The following is a 21,104-nucleotide window of genomic DNA, read 5'->3' as shown; positions in this document are numbered from 1 at the left end:
ACTCGGATAGTCTGTGTCCGAGTCAATCGGGAGGGCGTATGAAACTGTCCGGCGGCGTCGAGTGGGCGCTGCACTGCTGTGTGGTGCTGACCGCGGCGACCGAGCCGGTCCCCGCCGCCCGGCTGGCCGAGTTGCACGACGTCTCACCCAGTTACCTCGCGAAACAGATGCAGGCCCTTTCCCGGGCGGGGCTCGTGAAGTCCGTCCAGGGCAAGACGGGCGGATACGTCCTGACCAGGGCCGCCGCCGACATCACGGTCCTCGACGTCGTGCAGGCGGTCGACGGGGCGAGCCCGGCCTTCACCTGTACGGAGATCCGGCAGCGCGGCCCGTTCGGAACCCCTCCCGAGGACTGCACGAAACCGTGCCCCATCTCCCGCGCGATGGCGGCCGCCGACGCCGCCTGGCGCGCGTCGCTGCAGGGTGTCGCCATCGCCGACCTGGTCGGATCGGTGCGGCAGGACAGCGGACCCGAGGCGCTGCCCCGCATCGGCGCGTGGCTCAACTCGGCGAACGGCTCCGACGGCTGAGAGACGAGGGGTGGCGAGGGGGAGAAGGAGGGGGTGGGGTTACGTACGGGGCCCGCGGGACCGATACTCCGCCGGGAGGCCGACGCGACGACGAAGGGGGACCGATGCGGTTGAGGTCGAGGGGGAGGTGCCGCGCCGCGTTGCGCGGGCGAGGCGGCATACCGGCAGCGTTCCCGGCGGTGGCGGCAGCGGCCATGGCGCTGGCCGCGGGGTTGCTCGCGCCCGCCCCCGCACAGGCGGCACCGGCCTGCACCGCCCCCGCGGCGGCGCCACCGGCTCATGTGGCGCAGATTCCGGACTGGGCCGAGTCGATCGCCGTCGACGCGCGGGGCCGGATGTTCGCCACCGCGTACTTCACCGGCCGCGTCTACCGCATCGACGCACCCGGCCGCACCCCCGTACCCCTCACCGGCAACGTGGGCGCCAACGGCGGGATCGTCGTCCGCGAGGACGGCCGCCTCCTCGTCGGCACCGGCAACGACCTCGCGCACTCGCTCACCGGCGATCTCCTGCCGACATCGGAACTCCTGCTCGTGGACCCGGACTCCGGCAAGGTCTCCACGTACGCCACGGGCCTCGGCGGCATCGACGGCGTCGCCCTCGCGCCCGACGGCACCGTGTACACCACGACCCTGGGCGGCAGGAACATCGGCCGCGTCACCCCGGACGGCCGGGTCGACCCCGCCTGGGCCGAGGTGCCGCAGCCCAACGGAGTCGCCGTCTCCCCGGACGGCAGGTACGTCTACGTCGTCCAGACGACCGTCGCCCCCGGGCTGTACCGGATCCCGGTCGACGATCCGGCGCACCCGCGGCGATGGATCTCCGCAGCCGCGTCCGATGTCCTCTCCCTCCCCGACGGAATCACCCTCGACAGCGCGGGACGGCCGCTGATCGCCACCCACGCCGCCGGACAGATCTGGCGGGTCGAGGACGGCCGCCTGTGCGCCGTCGAGTCGGGCCTGCACCTCTCCACCCAGGTCACCTACGGACGCGGCGACCACGGATTCTCGTCGGGCAGGCTCTACCGGGCGGGGGTCGACGGAAAGATCCAGGAGATCCCCGCGGGGGCCGAGCCCTCGGCGGCGGGCCGCTGATCGTGCACGTGGGCCACTGATCATGCAGGTGAGCCGTGTCTCACCTGGCCGGTGCCGCTTGTCTATGCAACGAGTTGCATAGAAGGATTCGGGCATGGCGCTCGAGCACGCGATCCTCGTCTCCCTGCTGGAAAAGCCGGGTTCCGGTTACGAACTGGCCCGGCGGTTCGACCGGTCCATCGGCTACTTCTGGGCCGCCACCCACCAGCAGATCTACCGCGTCCTGAAGCGCATGGAGGGCGACGGCTGGATCGACGTCCGCGAGGTGGTGCAGCAGGACCGGCCGGACAAGAAGGAGTACTCCGTCGCCGCCCTCGGCCGGGCCGCGCTCTCCCGGTGGCTGCACGAGCCGATCGAACCCGAGAGCGTCCGGCACGAGCTCGCCGTGAAGATCCGAGGCGCGGCCTTCGACGACCCGGTCGCACTGATCCACGAGGTCGAGCGGCACCACCAGGCGCACGCCGACCGCCTCGCGCACTATCTCGCGGGCGAGCGGCGCGACTTCACCGGGCCCGACGCCCCGGCCCGCAAAGCACCCGACGCCGGACAGGAGCTCCAGCACGTCGTGCTGCGCGGCGGCATCGCGTACGAGCGGATGACGCTCGCCTGGCTCGATGACGTGCTCGCCACCCTCCACCGCCTCGCAGCCGAGCACTGACCACGCACTTCTTCCCCCTGTCCAACCCTCCCCGAGCCGGAAAGGCGAACCGCCATGGCCGACCCGCTGCTGTTCAACCCGAACACCTACGACCCGAACCACTTCGACCCCGAGACCCGCAGGCTGCTGCGCGCGACCGTCGACTGGTTCGAGGCGCGCGGCAAGCGCAAGCTGATCGAGGACTACCGCACCCGCGCCTGGCTCGCCGACTTCCTGGAGTTCTCCGCCCAGGAAGGGCTGTTCGCGACCTTCCTCACCCCGGCCTCCGCCGCGGGGGAGGAGGAGGGCGACAAGCGCTGGGACACGGCCCGCATCGCCGCCCTCAACGAGATCTTCGGCTTCTACGGCCTCGACTACTGGTACGCGTGGCAGGTCACCATCCTCGGCCTCGGCCCGGTCTGGCAGAGCGACAACGCCGCCGCCCGCACGCGCGCGGCCGAACTCCTCTCCCAGGGCGAGGTGTTCGCCTTCGGTCTCTCCGAGAAGACCCACGGCGCCGACATCTACTCCACCGACATGCTCCTGAAGCCCACCGGTGACGGCGGTTTCCGGGCCACCGGCTCCAAGTACTACATCGGCAACGGCAACGCGGCCGGGCTCGTCTCCGTCTTCGGCCGCCGCACCGACGTCGAGGGCCCCGACGGCTACGTCTTCTTCGCCGCCGACAGCCGCCACGACGCGTACCGCCTGGTGAAGAACGTCGTCGACTCGTCGAAGTACGTGAGCGAGTTCCGCCTGGAGGACTACCCTGTCGGTCCCGACGACGTGCTGCACACCGGCCGCGCCGCCTTCGACGCCGCCCTCAACACCGTCAACGTCGGCAAGTTCAACCTCTGCACCGCCTCGATCGGCATTTGCGAGCACGCGATGTACGAGGCCGTCACCCACGCCACCGGGCGCATCCTCTACGGCCGCCCCGTCACCGCCTTCCCGCACGTACGCCGCGAGCTGACCGACGCCTACGTCCGCCTCGTCGGGATGAAGCTGTTCAGCGACCGCGCCGTGGACTACTTCCGCTCGGCGGGCCCCGACGACCGCCGCTACCTCCTCTTCAACCCCATGACGAAGATGAAGGTGACCACGGAGGGCGAGAAGGTCATCGACCTGATGTGGGACGTCATCGCGGCCAAGGGCTTCGAGAAGGACAACTACTTCGCGCAGGCGGCCGTCGAGATCCGCGGTCTGCCCAAGCTGGAGGGCACGGTCCACGTCAACCTCGCGCTGATCCTCAAGTTCATGGGCAACCACCTCCTGAACCCGGCCGAGTACGCTCCCGTGCCCAGCCGTCTCGACGCGGCCGACGACACCTTCCTCTTCCAGCAGGGCCCGGCCCGCGGCCTCGGCGCCATCCGCTTCCACGACTGGCGCACCGCCTTCGACGCGTACGCCGAGCTGCCCAACGTCGGCCGCCTCCGCGAACAGGCCGACGCCCTCTGCGAGTTCGTCACCACCGCGGCCCCCGACGAGAAGCAGAGCCGCGACCTCGACCTGCTCCTCGCCGTCGGCCAGCTCTTCGCGCTGGTCGTGCACGGCCAGCTGATCCTGGAGCAGGCGCGCCTGACCGGCCTGGACGAGGACGTGCTCGACGAGCTCTTCGCCGTCCTCGTACGCGACTTCTCCGCGCACGCCGTCGAGCTGCACGGCAAGGACTCCGCCACCGCGGACCAGCAGGCCTGGGCCCTGGGCGCCGTTCGGCGTCCGGTCGTCGACGAGGCCCGCTCGGCGCGGGTCTGGGAGCGGGTCGAGGCGCTGGCCGGGACGTACGAGATGGCGCCGTAGCCGTCGCTTGTCAGGGGACCGGTCGGCCGGTTCGCGCGTCCAGCAGGACGCGGTCGCCGACCGGCCGGTCCAGTTCCACCGTCACCCGCTGCATCTTCGCCTGCATGGTGCATATCCCGTCGTCCTCCCCTTTGATGGAGGAGGCCAGTACGACGCTGCCGGTCGTTTCGAGCACGTCCACGGCGGCTCCGTCGTCGCAGGCGCCGTGGAGGGCGATCACGGTCACCGACCGCCCGTCCGCGGCGGTCCTGACGAGCCGGTCGAGCGGGAGACCGGGGAGGTCGCGGGCGCGGCCGATCGGGGGCCGCGGGGGCTTCGAGGGGAGCACCGCGGCCTGTTTGAGGGGCGAGGCATAGCCGTCCAGGGTGTAGAGCCAGGCCGGGACCGTCGCGGGTCCGCGACTGGTGGCCATCCGCATCTCGCCCCGCTCCACGCCGGTCACCGTGAGATGCGGCTTCCCCGCGACCCGGGAGCCGACCAGTCTCCCGTACGACTCGTCCGCACCCACCAGCGGCCTTGTGAGCGTCGCCCCTCCTGGCCACGTCACCCGACCGTCCCTGGGCTTGGGACCAGGCAACTCGCCGCGCAGGACCAAGCGACCGTCCTCGAACGCCTGCTCGTCGGCTTTGTCGCGCAGCCCGCCCCGCGGCAGCTGCACCGTCTTCCCGGTGGGGTGGTAGCCGGTGCGCCACTCGGCCGCCGCGGCGGAACCGTCCCACGCCTCGGCGACCTGCCGGGCACGGTCCGCGAGCGCGTCCGTGCCGTCGGCGGGCGCCGCCGCCTGCTTGCCGCAACCGGCAGCGGCCGCCAGGAGGGCACCGGACAGACCGACCCCTGAGAGCAGACGGGCGGGGCGGACGGGGCGTGACGCCCTGACGAGCATGTGACCTCCCGGACGAAGCTGTCGCGACCGCTCCTGTGACGCGACTGCTCCTGAGACGGAGCGGGACCGGGAAACGTTCACCGTGTCGGCGGGATATCGGTCGTCCGGCGCGCCCGACGCCGGTCTGTCGGCGATATGTCGGTGGCCGCTGACACCGTGGGTGTCGAATCGCCCGTCGGCAGCCGCAGCCGTCCGTTCCACCAAGGGAGCTCCACCTTCATGTCCTCCGCATCCTCCACCTCGTCCTGGGACGTCCACCGGCTGCCGCGTGCCGATGGCAGCGTCTTCCTGGTCACCGGCGGCAACGCCGGTATCGGGTACTTCGTCGCGGAGCAGCTGGCGGCCACCGGAGCGACCGTCGTGCTCGGCAGCCGGAGCCCGGCGAAGGCCGAGGCCGCCATGGCGTCGATCCGCGCTCGGGTCGACGGCGCACGGGTGCGGGCCGTGCGGCTGGACCTCGCCGACCTCGCGTCGCTGCCGTCGGCCGTGGAGTCCCTGGAGTTGGCACGGCTCGACGCGGTGGTGCACAACGCGGGCGTCGCGCTCGACGATCCGCCCCGCGAGGAGACCGCGGACGGTCACGAGATCATGTTCGGCACGAACCACCTCGGGCACTTCGCGCTGACCCGGTGGCTGATGCCGCTCCTCTCGGCGGCGCCCGCGGCCCGCGTCGTGACCATGGGCAGCTTCGCGGCGAAGTCCGAGCGGCTCGAGCTGGACGACCTGCAGTCCCAGAAGGACTACCGGCCCAAGCGCACCTACGGACGCTCCAAGTTGGCCCAGATGTACTTCGGCATGGAACTGGACCGCCGCCTGCGTGCCGCCGACAGCACGGTGGCGAGCGTGGTGGCCCATCCCGGCGGCGCCCTGGACTCCCTCACCCCTTCACGGCCGCCGGTCCACGTGCGGACGACCGGCGCACGGCTGAGCGCGGCACCCGCGGCCCTCCTCGTCCAGGGCAAGGACGCGGGCGCGTGGCCAGCGGTCCGGGCGGTGCTCGACCCGGCCGTGCGGGGCGGCCAGCTGTGGGGGCCGCGCGTCTTTGGTCTGCGGGGCGAGCCGCGGAACGAGCCGGTGTGGGACCACCTCGCCGACGCCTCCGTGGCGGCGCGGTTGTGGGACGCGAGCTGTGAGCTGACTGGCGTCCCCGCACCATTCCTGGCTCGCGAGAACTCCTGAGGCGCCAGGTTCAGAGGAAGCTGACGTTCTGGGCGAGGGAGAGCCGACTCGAGTAGTTGATCGTGTTCGTGGCCGACCTCATGTAGGCGCGCCACGCGTCGGAGCCCGACTCGCGGCCGCCGCCGGTCTCCTTCTCGCCGCCGAACGCGCCGCCGATCTCCGCCCCGGACGTCCCGATGTTCACGTTGGCGATGCCGCAGTCGGAGCCCTCCGCGGACACGAACCGCTCGGCCTCCTGCTGGTCGCGGGTGAAGATGCTCGACGAGAGCCCCTGCGGCACGTCGTTGTGCAGGGCGATCGCCTCGTCGAAGGTGTCGTACGTCATGACGTACAGGAGCGGCGCGAACGTCTCCTCGCGGACGACGTCCGTCTGTCGGCCGACGCGGACCACCGCCGGTTCCACGTACGCGGCGTGCGGCGCGGACGGGGCAGGGCGGCGGGCGCCGCCCGCGAGTACCTCGCCGCCCTCGCCGCGCACCCGTTCCAGCGCGCCGTGCATGTCCTCCAGCGCCCGGGCGGAGATCAGCGGGCCGACCAGCGTCGCCGGGTCGAAGGGGTCGCCTACGGGGAGCTTCTGGTACGCGGCTGTGAGGCGCCCGACGAGCGTGTCCGCGATGTCGTGGTGCACGATGAGGCGCCGCAGCGTCGTGCAGCGCTGCCCCGCGGTGCCGACCGCCGCGAACACGATGCCCTGCACGGCGAGGTCGAGGTCGGCCGACGGCGCGACGACCGCCGCGTTGTTGCCGCCGAGTTCGAGCAGGGAGCGGCCGAAGCGGGCGGCGACGCGCGGGCCGACCTCGCGGCCCATGCGGGTCGATCCGGTGGCGCTGACCAGCGCGACCCGGGGATCGTCCACGAGCCGCTCGCCGACGGCGTGGTCGCCGAGCAGCAGCCGGTGCACGTCGCGGGGCGCGCCCACGTCGTCGGCGGCCCTGGCGAGCAGCCGGTCGCAGGCCAGGGAGATCAGCGGGGTCAGTTCGGAGGGCTTCCACACCACGGTGTCGCCGCAGGCCAGGGCGACGGCGGTGTTCCACGACCACACGGCCGCCGGGAAGTTGAACGCGGAGATGACGCCGACGACACCGAGCGGATGCCATGTCTCCGCCAGGCGGTGCCCCGGACGCTCGGAGGCGATGGTGCGTCCGTAGAGCTGCCGGGACAGGCCGACGGCGAAGTCGCAGATGTCGATCATCTCCTGGACCTCGCCGAGCGCCTCGGTGCGGATCTTCCCCGCCTCGATGGTGATCAGGTCCGCCAGGTCCTCCTTGTGGTCGCGCAGCAGTTCGCCGAGGCGCCGGACCAGTTCGCCCCGGCGCGGGGCGGGGGTGGTGCGCCACTCCAGGAAGGCAGCGGAGGCCGCGGCGAGCGCTTCCTCGGTCCCGGCCTGGCCCGTCGCGGCCAGGCCGAAGAGGTCCTCGCCGGTGACGGGGGTGCGGGCCCGCAGACCGGGTCCTTCGGGGACGGTGACGCCGACGCGGTCGAGCGCGGCGCGGGCGCGGGCGCGCAGCTCGTCGGTGGCGGGCAGGGCGATGCCGGTCATGACGCTCCCTTGGACAGTGGTGCGCGGGTGGGACGCAGTGCGCGGGGAACCAGGGCGAGGGAGCGGTCCCGCTGCCGCTCGTACAGCGCGAACGGGTCGAGGACGTCCCGGCCCATGGCTTCGGCGAGCGTGTCGGAGTCGTACGCACTGCCTTCCCGGCCGCTGTTCCTCGACCCCGTGTCACTGAGGTTGGACTGGAAGATGCCCGCGGCGGACCGGGGCAGGAAGTCCTCGTACACGATCGGCTCGGACCGCAGCCAGCCCCCGTCCAGGAGCCCGCCGAGGTCGGAGGACGGGTGGCCGCCGTCCGCGGGCCGGTCGGGGACGGCGTGGTAGGTGAAGAACCCGAGCCCCCGCGCGGCCAGTTCGTGCTCGGTCGGGGGCAGGTGCTCGGCCCACACGGCACGGGCCACGGCGTCCCGCCCGGCGGCCGGGAGGTTCGCGGCCCGCTTGTCGACGAGGCCGAGGAGCCGGTCGTACAGGACGCGGCCGTCGCGGGTCAGTGCGATGCCACGGGCCTCGACCTCGCCGAACCGCACCCGCAGCGCGCCGCGTCGCACGCTGCCGTCCGCCGCCCGCAGCGCGCGCGGTTCGGCGAGCGCGCGGAAGGAGGTCTGGCGCAGCAGCACGTCCGGTCCCGCCCAGCGCGGCGGCCCCTGAACGGCGTCGATCATCTCGATGCCGCGCTCGGTCATGCGCCGGTAGAGCTCGTCGATGTCCAGGACGCGCGGGGTGAGATGGTTGATGTGGGTGCTGCGCACGCCGCCGATGTCCGCGGCGACGGCGGAGACGCGCTCCAGGGCCGCGTACCAGTCCTCGTCGATGGGTTCGGCGGACAGCTCGAAGGCCCGCACGGCGAGTTCGAGGAACCGCCCGGCGTCCGCGTCGGACAGCTCCCGCTCCGCCTCGCACCGGTCGGCCAGCGCGAGCAGCTCAGGCGGGAACAGTTCGCGCCCCGCGAGGAACTCGGCGAGGCGCGAGCGCAGGTCGTCGTCGAAGAAGCGGGGATCGGAGACGGTGAGCATGGACGTGAAGACCCGGAAGGGGTTGCGGGCCAGCTCGTCCTCGTCCACCGGCCGGAACGCCGTCGACACGATGGGCAGCGCGCTCGCGGCGGTGTCGCGCAGGTCGTAGAAGCCGACCGGGTGCATGCCGAGTGCGCCGAACACGCGCGCGACCTGCCGCAGTTCCTCCGGCGTGCCGACCCGGATGGCGCCGTGCCGCTCGGCGGTGACGCGGCCGATGGACCCGAGACGCTCGGCATCGGGACCGCGCGTACGCAGCACGTCCTCGTTGACCTCACGGGAGACGTCCACCAGCGTCGTGTACGCGGGCACCTCCCGCCCGTACATCCGCGAGAGCCGCTCGGCGAACGCGGCGCGCAGCCGCCACTGCTCCATCATCGGCCTGTCGTCCTTTCGGCGTCATACGACATGGGCTTCCGGGCGGCTCGCGGCCCCCGCACGGAAACGTTCCGCACCGAGCGGCCCGACGTCGACGCACGGCCGCCGCTCCAGATACAGGTCGCGGACGATCTCGCCCACCGCGGGGGCCTGCAGGAAGCCGTGGCCGGAGAACCCGGTGGCGTAAAGGAAGTTGACCGGTGCGCCGGACCGGCCGATCAGCGCGTTGTGGTCGGGCGTGACCTCGTAAAGGCCAGCCCAGCCGCCCGACGTCTCCATCTCCGCGAGGGCGGGCGCCCGTTGCCGCACCACGTCGCGGAAGAGCTCAAGCCAGCCGGGCGTCCACGTGGTGTCGAAGCCTTCGGCCTGGCCGGGGTCGGCGAGGCCGAGGAGCAGCCCGTCGTCACTGTTGTGGAAGTACGCCGACGACGCGAAGTCGATCGTGAAGGGGATGCGCGGCGCGGCGGGCACCAGCGGCGTGGTGAAGGCGAGTTGGCGACGCAGGGGCCGCACCGGCAGGTCGACACCGGCCATGGCACCGATCCGCGCGGACCAGGCCCCGGCGGCGCAGACGACCGTGGAGCAGGACACCCGGCCGCGATCGGTGTGGACGGCCGTCACGCGGTCGCCCACCACATCCATGCCCGTGACCGCGGTACGGTTCGCGAACACGGTGCCGACCCGCGCCGCGGCACGCGCGTACCCACGGACGACGAGCGCGGGCCGCGCGTGCCCGTCGGCGGGGGAGTGGGCGGCCGCCACCAGACCGTCGGTACTGAGGTAGGGACAGAGCGCCCGCGCCTCCAGCGGCCCGATCATGCGGCTGGGCACGCCGAGGGCGTTCTGCGTCCGCACCGTGACCTCGAAGTCGGCCGCCTGCACCGGATCGGTCAGCAGAAAGAGGTAGCCGACGGTGTCGAGCCCGATGTCCGCGCCGGGCCGGTGCGGGAAGTCCCGGAAGGCGCGCAGGCTGCGGTGGCCCAGCTCGATGTTGAGCGGATCGGAGAACTGCGCCCGCACGCCCCCGATCGGCTTCCCCGAGCTCCCGCCTGCCAGCTCACCACGCTCGACGACGACGATGTCACGTACGCCCGCTTCGGCGAGGTGGAACGCGATGCTCGCACCCATCACCCCGCCGCCGACGATCACGACTTCGGCGGCGGCAGGCACGGCACGGTGGGCGGACAGGGACGACGTGGGCAGCGACGCTGAGGAGGCCAAGAGGCCGCTCCCTTCCAGGCAACGGCCTGGGCTGTCATGGCGTGACGGGGAACGCGGAACAGCTGTCTGCCCGCCATGGTGCAGCACGCTGCCTGGTGGCGTCCATGAGGCGTGTGCGTGGGGCCGTGGGGGCTCCGAACGCCTACTGCGCCTTCGCTCGGGGCGAGTCCTGCCCCGGCGACCGACTCCCCACCCGCCGCCACACCGCGAACCCGGCGATGGCGACCAGCAGATACACGGGTACGAGGAGTTCCACGTCCGGGGACGACAGGTGCACGGACCAGCCCGCGTCGCGCTCGTCTCCCTCGAACACGACCCGGTTGACGGTCAGAAAGGCCAGATGCGCCCCGATGCTCGTGCACAGCGGGGCGTGTCGGACCGCGGTGCGGGCGCTGACGAGCATCAGGCCGAACACCGTCAGCAGGATCAGGTAGTCGACGGGGTTCTGGCCGCCCGGCGCGAGGCCGACAGGACCGGCGTCCCCGCCGACGAGGGGCGCGATCCCGGCCTCCACCACCGTCGACAGGCCCGGCACCACCAGGAACACGGCCGTCGTGCCGAGCGCGGCGACCGCGCCGCCGAACCGACCGCGCAGCGCGGTCCACGTGTGTCCGCGCAGCGTCGTCTCCTCGGGCAGCGCCTCAAGGAGCAGCGCGACCACGCCGTTCGTCACCAAGAATCCGGCCAGCTGGGGCAGGTCGGGGCGGGACCAGCTCAGCAGCCCGGCGGCCGTCCCCGCGCCCAGCACGAGCGCCGCGGCACCGGCCGTCACCCCCGCGCCGACGAGCAGGGCTCGCAGGTTTGTTCCCGGACCACCGCCGAAGCCGATGTCCCGCAGGGAGTTGCCGCGGCGGCGCAGCGCGAGCACGACGAGCGGCACCGCCACCGCGCTGACCAGCGCGGCGGGGACGAGCCTGGCCAGGAACCCGGTCAGCCCGAGGGCGTCGGCGAGCTCGGGGCCGATCGCCGTGCCCGCGCCCAGTGCCACGGCCATGACGAGGCCGCCGCCCAGCGCCCGACCCAGGGCTCCGACGAGCGAAGGGGCGGGTGGGCAGGGCCGGTTGCCTGTCGTGCGTCCCGTCTGGATGCCGGTCGTCACTGTCTCTCCTCGATACCGGTCGCCGCTGCTCGATGTCGCCGCGGCAAGGGGGTACGTCCCATCCTCGGCGCCCCCGCGATCATGAGAGTCGTAGCCGTGGACGAGATGGCCGTACATCTTTCGATGCAGCGGTGGTGACCGGTGGAGGTGTGGACGTGTGGAGGTGATGCTTGCGGGACGGATCACATGGGGGGAGTGGCGGGCGCGGGGCCCAGCGTGGTGGTGCCGGGGGCGGCGCGGTGGCCGAGGCCCGTGCGGTACGCGTCCATCGCGGCCTCCACCCGCCCGGCGCGGCGCAGCAGATCGCCGAGGAGACGGCAGAGGTCGGCCAGATCGCCCACCGCGCTGGAGCGTTCGAGCAGGGAGAGCGCGGCGCAGTAGTGCTCCTCGGCCGCCTCGGTGTCGCCCCGCTCCTCGGCGATGAGCCCGAGCAGCCGGTGCGCGCCGCCCGCGTGCACCGCGCCGCGCCCGGCCCCGAGCGGCCCGGCGGTGCCCTCTGATCCGGCGGAGCCCTCGTCGCCCGTGGTGAGCAGCGGGCGCAGCAGTGCCTCCGCCTCGCCGGTCTTGCCGCGCCGCCGCAGCACGTCCGCCAGCTCGACCTCGACCTGCTCGGTGAAGAGCGCGGCCCGCTTGGAGGCGAGGATGTCGCGGGCCGTGCGCAGCTCGCTTTCTGCCTGCTCCAGGTCACCGTCCTGGGCGTGTACGTAGCCGCGCATCCAGTGGCAGTGCGCCAGTTCGGTGCGGATGTGCAGCTGGCGGTAGAGCTCCTGCGCCTTGGCGAGGGACGCGTCGGCCTCGGCGATGCGCCCCTCCGCGATGAGCGTACGGGCCACCCCGCGGTGCATCCCCGCCACGAGCGCCGGGTCGTCGACGCGCGGGGCGAGGGCGAGTGCCAGCTCGGCGGCGTGCGCGGCCCGGGCGTGCGCGCCCATGTCCATGTAGGGCGCGATCGACGCCGTGTACAGGAGAAGGAGGGCGTCGGGGTCGTGCAGGCCCGCGGCGTCGAGCTCGTCGAGGGTGCTCTCCAGGAGGTAGCAGGCGTAGCGCAGTTCACCGGTGAGCAGGTGGACGGTGGCGCGTCCCCGGACGGCCGGTACGCGGCGCGGCAGCGGCTGGTCGGCGAGGAGCCGTTCGGCGGCGGCGAAACGGTCGCGGGCGCCGCTGAGTTCACCGGCCTCCAGCAGGCAGTCGCCGAGGCCGAGGAGCGCATCGGCCTGCTCCTCGGTCAGGGCGTGTGCGACGGCCTCCTCGTGGGCGGCGCGAAAGAGCTCGGCCGCGTCGTCGGGCGCGCCGGTGGCCAGCGCGCGCCGGGCGTCGGTGAGCCGCAGGCGCAGCTCCGCGGCGAGGTGGGCGGGGCGGCCGGTGGCCAGCTCTTCGTAGCTGACGCCGAGACGCTCGGCGAGGTGTCGCAGGGCGGCCTCGGAGGGGCGCACCTTGCCGGACTCCAGGGTGGAGACGTACGCGGCGGTGTAGGCGGGCTCGGCCAACTGTCTCTGGGTGAGGCCTCGTTCGCCGCGCAGGCGCAGGACGCGCCGCCCGATCTCGGCGGGGTCGTCGGATCGCACGCCCTCGGAACTCTTCTGCGTCACCGCTGCCTCTCCACCGTCCTGCCGGACGCCTGCCTCTTCGTACGCCCGTCAGTCACTCGGTACGCACCGCCGCGCGCATCCGCTCAGGGGCGGCGTGAACTGAGCTGCCCCACCTGCGACTTGACGCCCGCCCATTGCCTGGAGCCCCGGGAGCCTCTACGTTGAGCCGCGCCTTAACTCTGCTTAACCCGCCATTTATATCGCGGACTTCGGAAGGACGCCCATGCCCCCCACGCAACGAATACCCGTTCGTGCCAGACGCACCCCTCTGCGCCTCGCCCTCGCCACGGGCATCGCCCTCGCGGCCGCGGCCGCCGCCACCGGCACCGCGGGCACGGCCGCCGCGGCGGACCCGGCTGCGGTCGCCGAGTCGGCCAGCACGCAGCACCAGCGCGTCGAGTACTTCACCGGCCCCGACGCCCACCCCCGGCACACCGACGTCCCCGCCTCCCCGACGCTCTCCGCGAAGGAGCGCGGCAAGATCAAGGGCGACGGCGACGTCGTCCCGATCGTGAAGGCGGGGCCGACCGACGCCAAGCTCGACGTCGTCTTCATCGGCGACGGCTACACCGCCTCCCAGCAGGAGGACTTCCACGCTGACGTGCGCGCCAAGTGGGCGAAGGTCTCCGCCGTCGAGCCCTACGCCTCGTACAAGGGCCTCTTCAACGTCTGGGCGGTCGACGCGGTGTCCCGGCAGTCCGGCGTCTCCAACGACCCGGCGAACGGCACCGTGAAGGACACCGCGCTCGGCTCGGCCTTCTTCTGCGACGGCATCGAGCGTCTGCTGTGCGTCGACACGAACAAGGTCGAGACGTACGCGAAGAAGGCCGCCGACCCCGACCTCGTCATCGTCCTCGCCAACTCCACCAAGTACGGCGGCGCGGGCTACAACGACATCACCTCGCCGTCCGGCTACGACGGCATCGCCACGGCCTCCTCGGACAACGCCCAGTCCGACCAGGTCGTCGTCCACGAGACCGGCCACTCGCTGGGCAAACTGGCGGACGAGTACTGGTACGACGACTACGGCACCTACACGGGCGCCGAGCCCTGGGAGAGCAACACCAGCAAGCTGACGGCCGCCCAGCTCACCGCGCAGAAGAAGAAGTGGTACCGGTGGATCGGGCAGACCTCGCCCGACGGCGGCACCGTCGGCGCGTACGAGGGCGGCGGCTACTACCCGCGCGGCCTCTACCGCCCCACCGCGGACTCGATCATGCGCACGCTCGGCCGTGAGTTCAACCTGCCCGGACGCGAGGCGATGATCGCGGGCTTCCACCGGCACGCGTCCGTCGTCACCGCCGAGACGTCCACGGACCGTGCGGTGCGTCGCGACGACAAGGTGGGCGTGCGCGTCGCGGACGGCATCCGGCTGCGCTGGAGCGTCGACGGCCGCGAGGTCCGCCGCGCCAGGGGCGACACCACCGTGACGCCCCGCTCCCTCGGGGTCCCGGCCGACGGCCGTACCCACACGCTGTCGGTCCGCGCCACCGACCCGACGGACGCGGTCCGCGCGCCCGAACTGCGGTCCCTCCTCACGGACTCGCTCAGCTGGCGGGTGAGGCGCTGAGGCTCGGCCACGGCCGTCTCGCCGCCCGGCGGTGAGACGGCCTCGGACGGCCACCGGGCATCCTCCGTCAGATCCAGCGCACCAGACCCTTCACGATGCGCAGTGCCTTTGCGGGCCGCGAGGCTTGCGCGAGCCACTGAAGGTCACGTTCGACGCTGGCACGGGTCACTCCGGGTCTGCGCCTGCTGTCGTGGGCCGGTACGAGATGCTCGCTCATGAGGCGCCAGACCACCCGTGCCGTGGACACCCCGAGCAGCCGGGCCGCCTCCCGCTGGGAGACCCACTCGTCGTCCGCACACGCGACCGGTGCATTGCGCCAGCCCTTCGTGACGCGTGGGTACGACCGCTCTTCCGTCACGCTCGGCCCTCTCTCAAGGCGGGAGAACTTTCCCGGCACACCGGCTGGGTCAGGGTAGCCGGGGCGGAAAGACAGTCGGCAATCGTCCACCTCGGCCATCGCGTGGTGCGACGACTCGCTGGCTAAGCAGGTTCAAGCCGGTATGACGCAAGTAACAGCCTTGGGTGCGCAGTTACGCGGTGTAGGGCTCAGCGCGATCACGGATCGGTGCGCTCGACTCGCGCACCACCAGCTCGGGCGCCAGCCGTATCGCCTGACGCGGGCCCTCCTCGCCCCCGGCGAGGCGCCGGGCCAGCAGGCGGGCCGCCTCCGCGGCCAGCTCGGCCACCGGCTGGCGGACCGTGGTGATGCCGGGTGCGGAGAGCGCCGCCATCGGGATGTCGTCGAAGCCGGTGACGGCGACCTCGCCGGGTACGTCGACGCCGAGCTGCTGCAGGCGCTGCAGCGCGCCGACGGCGATCAGGTCGTTCGCACAGACGAGGGCGTCGGGCCGGGCGGGCCACACCTCGTCGACCGCGGCCCGGCCCCACTCCACGGAGAAGTCGCCGAGGGCCACCCGGTCCGGCGCCCCGGGGTCGAGCGCGGCGGCACCTGCCGCGTAGGCACCGCGTCGCTCCGCGGCGGTCGAGGCCGTGCCCGCCGCGCCGAGGAAGCAGACGCGGCGGCGGCCCGTGGCGGCCAGATGATCGAGTACGAGAGCCATGCCCGCGGTGTTGTCCACCGCCACGGAGTCGGCGACGGCGGGCCCGCAGCCCCGGTCCATCAGGACGAGCGGCACCCGGGCGGCCGCCGCGGTCACCGCCGCCCTGCTGCGCTCCTCGTGCGCCGGGATCACCAGGAGCGCGTCGACCTGCCGACCCAGCAGGTCGGCGACGTACTCCGCCTCCGCCACCGGGTCGTCGTCGCAGTCGGCGAGCAGCACGGCACGCCCCTCGGCGTGCAGGGCGTGCGTCAACTCCCGTACCAGCGTGGGGTAGAAGGGGTTCGTGATCTGCGGCAGGACGAGCCCGACCGTGCCCGTGGTGCGGCTGCGCAGGGCGCGGGCCGCGTGGTTCGGCCGGTAGCCGAGCGCCTCGGCGGCCTCACGGACCCGGCGGGCGGTCTCGGCGCCGACGGGGCGGGTGCCCGCAAGGACCCGGGAGACCGTCGCGACGGAGCAGCCGGAGGCCCGGGCCACGTCTCTCAGCGTTACGTCGGCCACGCCGCGCCCACCCTTCGATGCGTTTCGGCAAACGTTATCAGCGGGTCATCGGCGTCACCAGGCCCGATTTTCCGGGCGTATTCTCCCTGTTGAACCAATTCTGTACGCGCTGGTGCCCCCTGGAACCATGTCCGTTCCGGGCGAGTTTGCCGGGGTGTGTCGTTGACCATTGACATAATTCGCACCGGTGCACACAGTCTTGGGAGAACGTTTTCCCGAGCCGTCGCCGCGCAGCGTCCGCCACGCAGCGTCAGCTCAGCCGAACAAAGAGGTTCCGCGATGCCCCGAAAGATCATCCTGGACTGCGACCCCGGACATGACGACGCGATCGCCATGCTCCTGGCGCACGGAAACCCGGATGTCGACCTGGTAGCCGTCACCACCGTCGTGGGCAACCAGACCCTGGAGAAGGTCACCCGCAACGCACTCTCGGTGGCCCGCATCGCGAACATCACCGGCGTCCCCTTCGCCGCGGGCTGCCCCCGCCCCCTCGTCCGCGACGTCGAGACCGCCCCCGACATCCACGGCGAGAGCGGCATCGACGGCCCGGTGATGCCCGAGCCGACCGTGGCCCTGGACGAGCGCCACGCCGTCGACCTCATCATCGACACGGTCATGGCCCACGAGCCCGGCGAGATCACCATCGTCCCCACCGCGGGCCTCACCAACATCGCCCTGGCCGCCCGCAAGGAGCCCCGCATCGTCGAGCGCGTCCGCGAGGTCGTCCTGATGGGCGGCGGCTACCACGTGGGCAACTGGAGCCCGGTTGCCGAGTTCAACATCAAGATCGACCCCGAGGCCGCGCACATCGTCTTCAACGAGAGCTGGCCGGTCACCATGGTCGGCCTCGACCTGACCCACCAGGCCCTCGCCACCCCCGAGGTCGTCGAGCGCATCGCGCAGGTCGGCACCAAGCCCGCCCTCTTCGTCAACGAGCTCCTCGACTTCTTCGGCGCCATGTACCTGGAGGCCCAGGGCTTCGACGCCCCGCCGGTCCACGACCCGTGCGCCGTCGCCTACGTCATCGACCCGAGCGTCATGACCGTCCGCAAGGCCCCCGTGGACATCGAGCTCACCGGCACCCTCACCCTCGGCATGACCGTGACGGACTTCCGCGCGCCCGCCCCCGACGACTGCACCACCCAGGTCGCCGTCGACCTGGACCACAAGCGCTTCTGGGACCTGATCGTGGACGCCCTCGAGCGGATCGGCGACGTCAGCGCATGAACGCCCTCACCGAACCCGCCGCCGCTCCGGGCGGCGCCCGCGGCTCCCGGCCGGTGCGCATCGGGGTCCTGGTCACCGCGCTCCTCGCGGCCTGCTTCGCCTTCCAGCTCAACGCGAGCATGCTCAGCCCCGCCCTGAAGAACATCGAGGACTCCCTCGGGGCGACCTCCGCGGAGATCGGGCTGACCCAGACCGCGTTCTTCACCTCGGCCGCGCTCTTCTCGCTCTTCCTGCCCCGCCTCGGCGACCTCGTCGGGCGGCGCAAGGTGCTCGCCGGAATGCTCGCGCTCATGGTCGTCGGCTGCGTCGTCGCCGCCCTCGCCGAGAGCGTGCCGATGCTCTTCGCTGGCCGCGTCATCCAGGGCGTCTCCGGCCCCACCGTGCCGCTCTGCCTCATCATGCTGCGCAACGAGGTCCACGAGCCGAAGAAGTACGGCACGCTCCTCGGCGTCATCACCGCCGTCAACGGCGGCATCGCGGGCGTCGACTCCCTGGCCGGCGGCTACCTCGCCGACCACCACGGCTTCCAGTCGGTGTTCTGGGCCATGGCCGGTGTCGCCGCGATCGCCACGCTCCTCGTCGCGACCCTCACCCCCGAGTCGAAGGCGGCCCTCTCCGCCGACAGTGCGGACAGCCGCATGGACTGGCCCGGAGTCACCCTCCTGGTCATCTCGGTCGGCGCGGCCCTGATCGCCCTGAACGAGGCGGGCAAGCTCGGCAACGCGAACTGGCCGCTCGTCGTCGGCCTCTTCGTCGTCACCGCCATCGCCTTCGCTCTGTTCTGGCGCGTCGAGGACCGCAGCAGCCACCCCCTGGTCGCCACCCGCCATCTGCGCCAGCGCTCCACCTGGGCCCTGCTGCTCACCACGGTCCTCACCATGACCGGCGTGTTCGCCGTCATGAACGGCATGATCCCGGCCTTCGCCCAGGACGCCCAGGCAGGGTTCGGCATGAGCGCCGAGCAGTCCGCCTGGTGGACCCTGACGCCGTATGCCCTCGCGGGCCTCGCCATGGGCCCCATCGCGGGACGCCTCGCCGCCACGTACGGCTACGGGCGCATCCTGCGCTTCGGCCTCATCGGATCGGCCGTGACGGTCACCCTGATGCTGTTCACGCTGCACGCCGACTCGCGGCTGCTGCTCCTCGCCGCGTCGATCCTCATCGGCGTCACCTACGCGGGCGTGGGCAACATCGTCCTCAACGGCCTCGGCATCGTGCTCTCCCCGAAGGAGAACCCGGGCTTCCTGCCCGGCCTGAACGCGGGCGCCTTCAACCTCGGCGCGGGCCTCAGCTTCGCCGTCCTGTACGCCGTGCAGACCGCGGCGGAACCGGCCGACAAGACCTCTCCCGCCGGATACACGGCAGGCATGATCGCCGGAGTCGCCCTCATCGCGGCGGCCTTCGTGACGTCCTTCCTCATCCCCAAGCCGGTGGAGGCGGAAGCCACGGAGTGAGCGGTGCGGCGGCACCAGTGAATGGAGTCCCACGGCCATTGGCCGTGGGATCTTCATTGGTATGGACATGCCCAACTCATGGGGCTACTCTCGGACTTGGTCTAGACCGCGTCGGACGTGTGCCCTCCGGTTGTCCCCGCACCGCCGCCCCGCTCCTCAGGGTTCGACCGGTGGTGTTCCAGAGGTGTGCGTCCGTCCCAACCGCATCCTCGGACCACGGGAGCCCCTCGTGAGAAACAAGCTCACCTCGTTACTCCTGGGCCTCGGCCTCGCCGGTTCGGCCATGCTGGCCACCAGCGGCAGTGCCCAGGCCCATGGCTACACCGACTCGCCCGTCAGCCGCCAGCAGCTGTGCGGCAACGGCACCGTCCGGAACTGCGGGCAGATCCAGTGGGAGCCGCCGAGCGTGGAGGGGCCCAAGGGGTTCCCCGCGCGCGGGCCCGGCGACGGCCACATCTGCTCGGGCGGCATCGGACGCTTCTCCGAACTGGACGACCCGCGAGGCGGGAAGTGGCCGACCACCAAGCTGACCGCGGGCCAGAACCACACCTTCCTCTGGCGCATCACCGCCCGTCACGCCACGACCGACTTCCGCTACTACATCACCAAGGACGGCTGGGACCCGACCAAGCCGCTGACCAGGGCCGACCTGGAACTGCAGCCGTTCCTCGCGGTGCCCTTCGGTGGCCGTCAGCCCGGCTCCACGGTCACCCATGACGGTGTCCTGCCCCAGAAGACCGGTCAGCACATCATCCTCGGCGTATGGACCATCGCGGACACCGGCAACGCCTTCTACGCCTGCTCCGACGTCCGCTTCTGAAGTACCGCTCAGCGACGCACGCGCGGCAGCCCGGTGACGGCCATGACCAGTGAGTACAGCGAGCTGGTCGCGGTGATGAACAGGCGGTTGTTCTTCGGGCCGCCGAACGCGATGTTCGACACCGGCTCCGGCACCCGAAGCCGCCCGATGAGGGTGCCGTCGGGGTCGTAGCAGTGCACCCCACCCTCGATGGCGGCGGCCCACAAGCGGCCGCCGTCGTCGAAGCGGATGTTGTCGAACCGGCTGACGCCGTCCTTGGCCTCGGCGAACACCTTGCCGTCGGAGAGCGTGCCGTCCTCGCGCACGTCGAAGACCCGGATGCAGCCGCCGCGGGTGTCGGAGACGTACAACTGCCGTTCGTCGGGCGAGAAGACGAGCCCGTTCGGCGCCCCGAAACCGTCCGCGACCAGGCGCACCTCGCCCGTCGACGGGTCGATCCGGTACACGTTCAGGCCGTCGAGCTCGGGCTCGGCGCGGTATCCCTCGTAGTCGCTGGTGATGCCGAAGTCCGGGTCGGAGAACCACACCGATCCGTCCGAGCGGACGACCGCGTCGTTCGGGCTGTTCAGCCGCTTGCCCTCGTACCGCTCGGCGAGCACCGTGATCCGGCCGTCGGGCTCGGTGCGGGTGACCCGGCGATTGCCCTGCTCGCAGCTGATGAGTCGGCCCTCGCGGTCGAGGGTGTTGCCGTTGATGTGCCCGGCGGGCGAGCGGAAGACGGAGACCGCGCCGGTCGTCTCGTCCCAGCGCAGCAGCCGGTCGTTCGGGATGTCGCTCCAGACGACCTGGCGCCAGGCGGGGAGGTAGAGCGGCCCTTCGGCCCACCGGCAGCCCCCGTGGAGCCGCTCGAGCCGGTCGTCCCCGTTCGCACACCGTCCGGTACGGAACCGCTCGTCCAGGATCTCGTACAGGGAGGTGCTGTCATTGCCGGACATGGATACCCCTAGGTGGCCTGAAGCTGAATGATGTTCGGTCGGTCATGACTATGTCAGAACGCTGTATGGTTGCGCCATGGTGACCGTGGATGACATCGACCGTCGGCTGATCGCTCTCCTCCAGGAGGACGCGACCATCTCGTACGCCGCGCTCGGCAAGGGGGCAGGTCTCTCCGCGGGCGCCGCCCACGAGCGGGTGCGCAAGCTCCGTGAGCGCGGAGTCATCCGGCGCACGACCGTCGAGGTGGACCCCGCGGCGCTCGACCGCGGGGTGCTCGCCTTCGTGATGGTCGAATCGACGGCGTGGATGGGGGAGTCCGCCGAAGCGTTCGCGGCGATCGCCGAAATACAGGAGGCGCACGTCATCGCGGGCAGCGCCTCGGTGCTGGTGAAGATCCGCACGGCGACGACCGTGCAGCTGCAGGACGTGCTGCGCCGGTTGTACGCGATCGAAGGGGTCAGCGGCACCCAGGCCACGGTCTCCCTGGAGACGTTCTTCGAACGCCCCGTCTCGCCGCTGCCCGGCTGAGCCTGTCCCGGCCGACCCCGCCCGCCCTGCTGCGG

The 21,104-nt window shown here is 72.0% G+C and carries 19 protein-coding genes; 10 read left to right on the top strand and 9 right to left on the bottom strand.

Going from position 1 to position 21,104, the window contains the following annotated elements; genetic code table 11:
* Nucleotides 1-38 precede the first annotated feature (38 nt).
* From AC068B_RS22035 to AC068B_RS22020, 4 genes are all read left to right on the top strand, one after another.
* Nucleotides 39-530, top strand: a complete 492-nt coding sequence (locus tag AC068B_RS22035; RefSeq protein ID WP_478673371.1) for an RrF2 family transcriptional regulator — start codon at nt 39-41, stop codon at nt 528-530.
* A gap of 179 nt (nt 531-709) precedes the next feature.
* Nucleotides 710-1,624: an SMP-30/gluconolactonase/LRE family protein gene (locus AC068B_RS22030; protein ID WP_478673370.1), complete on the top strand. Its 915-nt coding sequence runs from the start codon at nt 710-712 to the stop codon at nt 1,622-1,624.
* 94 nt (nt 1,625-1,718) lie between these two features.
* Nucleotides 1,719-2,282 (top strand): PadR family transcriptional regulator, encoded by a 564-nt coding sequence (locus tag AC068B_RS22025; protein WP_478673369.1) that lies wholly within the window; start codon nt 1,719-1,721, stop codon nt 2,280-2,282.
* A 54-nt stretch (nt 2,283-2,336) separates the two neighbouring features.
* Entirely contained in the window at nt 2,337-4,061 is a 1,725-nt protein-coding gene (locus tag AC068B_RS22020) for an acyl-CoA dehydrogenase family protein (protein WP_478673368.1), read from the top strand.
* A 10-nt stretch (nt 4,062-4,071) separates the two neighbouring features.
* Here the strand turns inward: AC068B_RS22020 and AC068B_RS22015 are convergent, their stop codons facing one another.
* A complete protein-coding gene (locus AC068B_RS22015; protein ID WP_478673367.1) occupies nt 4,072-4,944 on the bottom strand; it encodes a hypothetical protein in 873 nt (290 codons plus the stop codon).
* 219 nt (nt 4,945-5,163) lie between these two features.
* Between AC068B_RS22015 and AC068B_RS22010 the strand changes: the two genes are divergently transcribed.
* Nucleotides 5,164-6,123, top strand: coding sequence for an SDR family NAD(P)-dependent oxidoreductase (locus AC068B_RS22010; RefSeq protein WP_478673366.1), 960 nt, complete (start codon nt 5,164-5,166; stop codon nt 6,121-6,123).
* A gap of 10 nt (nt 6,124-6,133) precedes the next feature.
* Here the strand turns inward: AC068B_RS22010 and amaB are convergent, their stop codons facing one another.
* From amaB to AC068B_RS21985, 5 genes are all read right to left on the bottom strand, one after another.
* Nucleotides 6,134-7,663 carry an L-piperidine-6-carboxylate dehydrogenase gene (gene amaB / locus AC068B_RS22005; RefSeq protein ID WP_478673365.1) on the bottom strand — a complete coding sequence of 510 codons (1,530 nt, stop codon included), beginning with the start codon at nt 7,661-7,663 and terminating at the stop codon, nt 6,134-6,136.
* The gene (gene hglS / locus AC068B_RS22000) at nt 7,660-9,066 is read right to left on the bottom strand and encodes a 2-oxoadipate dioxygenase/decarboxylase (RefSeq protein ID WP_478673364.1); all 1,407 of its coding nucleotides are present in this window, start codon (nt 9,064-9,066) and stop codon (nt 7,660-7,662) included. The genes amaB and hglS overlap by 4 nt, the downstream gene beginning before the upstream one ends.
* A gap of 21 nt (nt 9,067-9,087) precedes the next feature.
* The gene (locus AC068B_RS21995) at nt 9,088-10,287 is read right to left on the bottom strand and encodes an NAD(P)/FAD-dependent oxidoreductase (protein WP_478673363.1); all 1,200 of its coding nucleotides are present in this window, start codon (nt 10,285-10,287) and stop codon (nt 9,088-9,090) included.
* Between the two features lie 142 nt (nt 10,288-10,429).
* Nucleotides 10,430-11,386: a type II CAAX prenyl endopeptidase Rce1 family protein gene (locus AC068B_RS21990; RefSeq protein WP_478673362.1), complete on the bottom strand. Its 957-nt coding sequence runs from the start codon at nt 11,384-11,386 to the stop codon at nt 10,430-10,432.
* A 182-nt stretch (nt 11,387-11,568) separates the two neighbouring features.
* Nucleotides 11,569-12,975 carry a helix-turn-helix domain-containing protein gene (locus AC068B_RS21985; RefSeq protein ID WP_478673361.1) on the bottom strand — a complete coding sequence of 469 codons (1,407 nt, stop codon included), beginning with the start codon at nt 12,973-12,975 and terminating at the stop codon, nt 11,569-11,571.
* A gap of 223 nt (nt 12,976-13,198) precedes the next feature.
* Between AC068B_RS21985 and AC068B_RS21980 the strand changes: the two genes are divergently transcribed.
* Nucleotides 13,199-14,545 carry a M64 family metallopeptidase gene (locus tag AC068B_RS21980; protein ID WP_478673360.1) on the top strand — a complete coding sequence of 449 codons (1,347 nt, stop codon included), beginning with the start codon at nt 13,199-13,201 and terminating at the stop codon, nt 14,543-14,545.
* Nucleotides 14,546-14,612: 67 nt separating this feature from the next.
* Here AC068B_RS21980 and AC068B_RS21975 read toward each other — a convergent pair whose 3' ends face one another.
* Both AC068B_RS21975 and AC068B_RS21970 read right to left on the bottom strand, forming a co-directional pair.
* A complete protein-coding gene (locus AC068B_RS21975) occupies nt 14,613-14,903 on the bottom strand; it encodes a hypothetical protein (protein WP_478673359.1) in 291 nt (96 codons plus the stop codon).
* A gap of 172 nt (nt 14,904-15,075) precedes the next feature.
* Entirely contained in the window at nt 15,076-16,104 is a 1,029-nt protein-coding gene (locus AC068B_RS21970; protein ID WP_478673358.1) for a LacI family DNA-binding transcriptional regulator, read from the bottom strand.
* 279 nt (nt 16,105-16,383) lie between these two features.
* On the opposite strand from AC068B_RS21970, the gene uriH reads away from it, so the two are divergent.
* The 3 genes from uriH (at nt 16,384) to AC068B_RS21955 (ending at nt 19,605) form a co-directional block, all read left to right on the top strand.
* Nucleotides 16,384-17,331: a uridine-preferring nucleoside hydrolase UriH gene (uriH, locus tag AC068B_RS21965; protein ID WP_478673357.1), complete on the top strand. Its 948-nt coding sequence runs from the start codon at nt 16,384-16,386 to the stop codon at nt 17,329-17,331.
* Entirely contained in the window at nt 17,328-18,785 is a 1,458-nt protein-coding gene (gene uriT / locus AC068B_RS21960) for a uridine transporter UriT (protein ID WP_478673356.1), read from the top strand. The genes uriH and uriT overlap by 4 nt, the downstream gene beginning before the upstream one ends.
* Before the next feature lie 229 nt (nt 18,786-19,014).
* The gene (locus tag AC068B_RS21955) at nt 19,015-19,605 is read left to right on the top strand and encodes a lytic polysaccharide monooxygenase auxiliary activity family 9 protein (protein ID WP_468568473.1); all 591 of its coding nucleotides are present in this window, start codon (nt 19,015-19,017) and stop codon (nt 19,603-19,605) included.
* Between the two features lie 8 nt (nt 19,606-19,613).
* On the opposite strand, the gene AC068B_RS21950 is transcribed toward AC068B_RS21955, so the two are convergent.
* Complete coding sequence (locus AC068B_RS21950) at nt 19,614-20,540, bottom strand: SMP-30/gluconolactonase/LRE family protein (RefSeq protein ID WP_478673355.1); 927 nt, start codon at nt 20,538-20,540, stop codon at nt 19,614-19,616.
* An 85-nt stretch (nt 20,541-20,625) separates the two neighbouring features.
* Between AC068B_RS21950 and AC068B_RS21945 the strand changes: the two genes are divergently transcribed.
* Nucleotides 20,626-21,069, top strand: a complete 444-nt coding sequence (locus AC068B_RS21945; RefSeq protein ID WP_468568597.1) for an Lrp/AsnC family transcriptional regulator — start codon at nt 20,626-20,628, stop codon at nt 21,067-21,069.
* Nucleotides 21,070-21,104: the final 35 nt, after the last annotated feature.

The organism is Streptomyces sp. NPDC042371, from assembly GCF_056437465.1.
The sequence above is the reverse complement of the archived record's forward strand: the minus strand, read 5'-3'. Positions and strand labels throughout refer to the sequence as shown.